1 protein-coding gene and 1 pseudogene are annotated in these 4,183 nt (G+C 44.3%); both read left to right on the forward strand.

Translation table 11 applies throughout. The features are described 5' to 3' along the window. The first annotated feature begins 203 nt into the window (after nucleotides 1–203). Entirely contained in the window at nucleotides 204–2,081 is a 1,878-nt protein-coding gene (locus NJ959_RS25955; protein ID WP_254014653.1) for an iron uptake porin, read from the forward strand. Nucleotides 2,082–2,671: 590 nt separating this feature from the next. Continuing rightward, nucleotides 2,672–4,183, forward strand: a pseudogene (locus NJ959_RS25960) (hypothetical protein); the annotation flags it as partial.

Below are 4,183 nucleotides of genomic sequence, written 5' to 3' on the forward strand. Positions count from 1 at the left end.
GAATAACTAATTACCCTCAACCAACAACCAATAACCATTCCATCGGTGTTAAGATGGGCGACAGTTCTGATCTAAAAGCCAAGAACTAAAGAATGGTAGTGAGAATTTAACTCTGGGTAAGGTATAAAGAGCCAGTTGGCGATTAATCTGGAATCTTGGCTAGAATCAAACGCTAAGGTGGTTTTTTGAGGAGTGATAGCCCAGTGAAATATTATTCGATATTTGGAAAAAAAGCCTATTGGGCTTTGATAGTTGCCACTTTAGGTTGCTGGGTTGCGAATTCGTCCCCAGCACAAGCAGCACCCATTGAGGCTTCTGCGGAGGAATTATCGACAGCTACGGATTCTCTAGCTGCAACTGAAATAGCCGCAGATAAATTAGAGGCGGCACCATTAGCAAATCAAGCAAGTGTGGTGGAATCGACGACTGCCACTGATACGTCGGGAGCATTTGCACCAACCTTGCCCTCACCTGAAGCTATTCAGGCTCAAATATTGCCAGAGGGTGATCCTGCCTCTCTTGAAGTTGGTCAACCAAACCCGTTAGAGTCGGATGGAGTAGACGATTCTATGGGTCAAGTGACAAATGTGTCTCAGTTACGGGATGTATCTCCTGGAGACTGGGCTTACGAGGCATTGCGATCGCTAGTTGAACGGTATGGTTGTATTGCTGGCTATCCTGATGGCACATTTCGCGGCAATCGCGCCATGACTCGGTATGAATTTGCTGCGGGTTTAAATGCTTGCTTGCAGCAAGTTGAGCGTTTGTTAGTTGACAATAAACCTAATGTTCCTCAAGGAGATTTAGTATCGCTGCGACGGCTAATGGAAGAGTTTCAGGGAGAACTTGCCACATTAGGGGCGCGAGTCGATAATTTAGAAGGTCGTGTATCCTTTTTGGAAGACCATCAGTTTTCTACCACTACTAAACTTTTCGGACAGGCGATTATTGGTGTTCAGGGACATAGCAAGAATGACTTTGAATTACTCGGTAGTCCAGTTGGGGTTGGCAATCAAACAGATGACAATATTAATGTCATTAACAACGTACAATTAAGCCTGTTCACTCAATTAAGTCCTCGCAGTCTCTTACTTACTAGTTTACAAGCTGGTAAGGGTCGTACCAGCAATTTTCCTGACACATTAGGTAACTATATCCGTTTGGGATATGAAGGCGATAACGATAACGATGTGAGGGTAACAGATCTCAATTATCGCCAGCTATTTGGGAGTAAATTTGCTGTCATTGTTGGACCACAAGGAGTTAGTCCAGTCAATGTTTTTCGGGGTGTTAATCGCATCGAAAGTGCGGGATCTGGTCCACTATCCAGCTTTGCCCAACGGAATCCAATTATTGGTGTTGGTAATGGTAGTGGCGGAATTGGTTTTGACTGGCAAGTTGCTACTCGGATGAGTTTGCAAGGTGTCTATTCCTCAAGTACTCCAGAAGACCCAAATAACGGTATATTTGGCGGCGATAATGGGACAACATCAGCCGGATTGCAGTTTGTTGTATCTCCCACCGATAAGATTGATATTTCCTTGCAATATATCAATGCCTATTCTCCTTTTGGTCGATTAGGTACGGGTGTCGGTGACGATCTTGTCGCCCTAGCAGGAAGTAGTGGGAGAGCGCCAATTAATACTAATGCCGTGGGTGCAGGTTTAGAATGGCGAGTTTCACCAAAATTCACCTTCGGTGGTTGGGCTGGTTATACCAACTCCGATCTTAAAAGCGATTCCGGAAATGTCGAAACCTTAAACTGGATGGCATTTCTGAATATTTACGACTTGCTCGGTGAAGGTAATTTAGCGGGTATTTATGTTGGCCAACCGCCTCGGATTACCAGTAGCGATTTACCAAATGGCAGAAATGTACCCAGCTTTATTAGTGAAGGAGATTTCTCTGCTGGAGCTGGGGAGCAACCGAGTACGACAACTCATCTGGAGATATTCTATCGGTTCAAGGTATCAGAAAACATCAGTATCACACCTGGAGCGATCGTCATTTTCAATCCCCTACAGAATGATAAAAATGACACGATTACGGTGGGTGCTATCCGTACCACATTTAGTTTTTAGGGGCTAGGGACAATGACTTACGCAAATCCTCTATTTGTAGGGTGCGTTATCCTTTGCTAACGCACCATCAACATTATTAGTAGTATTGTTGCGTAAGTCCGATTAAACTGATAACTTGCACCAGTCGCAATATAGCCAAGGCGATTGGAAATCGCGGCTACATTGCCAAGGCGATTGGAAATCGCGGCTACACAAACAAAGTCCGCCTGCGCGGACTTTAGTCAAATCAATGGTATTACAACCCGCGACGGCGGGTTGTGTCTGTGTAGATGCGATTTTAACCGCCTTTTTGATAATGGTGCAAGTTATGAGATTAAAGATACTGTAAAGATTGTGTGAAGCAGGAACCCTACCTAAAGGAGAGCGTCTTAGCTTGTTATAGGCGGAATTAATTTCTGGAAATCTGCAAGTTGTCTTATAGACGAAGCTCCTGATGGTAAGGCAATAAATGAGCGTAGTCTATTCCGTCTTCTTCATGAGTACTTCAAGATCTGACTATGTTCAGGATTAAATATCAAGTGAAAAATATTTGCAGTTAGATCTCGAAGTCAGGCAAATCTAGTTCATTAGCTGATGGAGTCTTAATTAATATGAATCTCAAATCACTTCACTACATTGTTGGTTTAGGTATCTTCGGTGGTTTAGCTGTTGTACTTACCCCTCCTGCTCATGCCCAGACTGCTGGTAGCCAAACCCCTACTGCTACTACTACCCAAACCACTACTTCCCCATTTGTTCAGGTGACAGGTGGCTCCCTACAAGGGCAAGGAGCATTTTTCGTACCGACTCAGAATGCAGCCGGAAAAGTTACTCTATTTGATGCGACTGTCCAACAATTGCGGATTGTCAGCCCCAACGGAACCTTGACAAATTCTCAATTTATCCCCACTGCTGCTAGTTTCACAGACAAAGATAATAGCGGTACGCCTAATATGGGAGATACAGGCGTTCTCCAAGGCAAACTAACAGGAATTGCCTTTACCAACACGGGAAATCTCTTGCCTTTCTCAGGGGTAGATACCCTTCTAGGGTTTAATCTTCAGTCGTTTACTCAACAATTCAATCTCCAAGGTTCGCTGATTACTTCACCGACGGGTAGCGATTTACCTCCTGTTTTCTTGCCGGGATTGACTAACGTTACTGTTACTCCTTCTACTTTGACTGCTGCTAATGGAAACTTACAAATTGGTAATTTTGGTGGTGAACTTAAGAGTGGTGTAATTAATCTCCTTGCCAATCAGGTCAAGTTTATGGAAACTGGTGGCGGATCTCCACCTCCTACTCCCACTCAAAATGCTCTTCTTCAACGTCTCAAGTTTAAATTTGAAGGGGCAAATTTACCAGCGGGAAGTTATAAATTTGAGTCAGCTAGCACAGGTACTGGAACGGGTACTGGTACGGGGATGGGCACTGGGACTGGCATGGGTACAGGTACTGGCATGGGGACTGGCACAGGCACTAGTACTGGCATCCACTTTGTAGGTAACGCTAACCAAAAATTTGAGATTGAAACTGTTGGCAACTCAGGTGCAACCAAGTTCAAATTCAAGGGTGAAGGTGGTATTGTAGATGCGACTCTTGGTGGAGTGTCTGCTACAGGAATCGATGCCTCTAAACCTTTAGATCGTTTTGAAATTAAAGGGAAAGATGAAGGTGAAGTTTCTGGTGTCGCTTCTCTCTTTTCAGCGGATGGATTTGCCTTCAATAGTGTGGGAAGTGAAGGGAAAACTAAATATAAGTTTGAGCAAGGGACTAACAAATTAGAAGGAGAGACTGGTGATATCAGGTTCCAGGCTTATGCAGGGGTTACCAATATCAACAATTTGAATATTCAGTCCAATTCCCAAACTGGTGGCTACAACTATACCAATACCAATTCTGGTAGCAGCGGTGGCAGTACTGGCGGCAGTATGGGTGGCAGTAATACTACTTCGATTTGTAATATTTGCCAAAGTCCTTCTCTGAACCTCAATAATATCGTTTTCAGCACTAGCACTATATCGCTGACTAACAACCAATTGACGTTCATTACTATTGGTGCTGCTGGTGGTGCTGCTGGTGGTGCTGCTGGTGGTGCTGCTGGTGGTGCTGCTGGTGGTGCT

The organism is Limnofasciculus baicalensis BBK-W-15, assembly GCF_024178385.1.
GTDB classification, from domain to species: Bacteria; Cyanobacteriota; Cyanobacteriia; order Cyanobacteriales; family Coleofasciculaceae; genus Limnofasciculus; species Limnofasciculus baicalensis.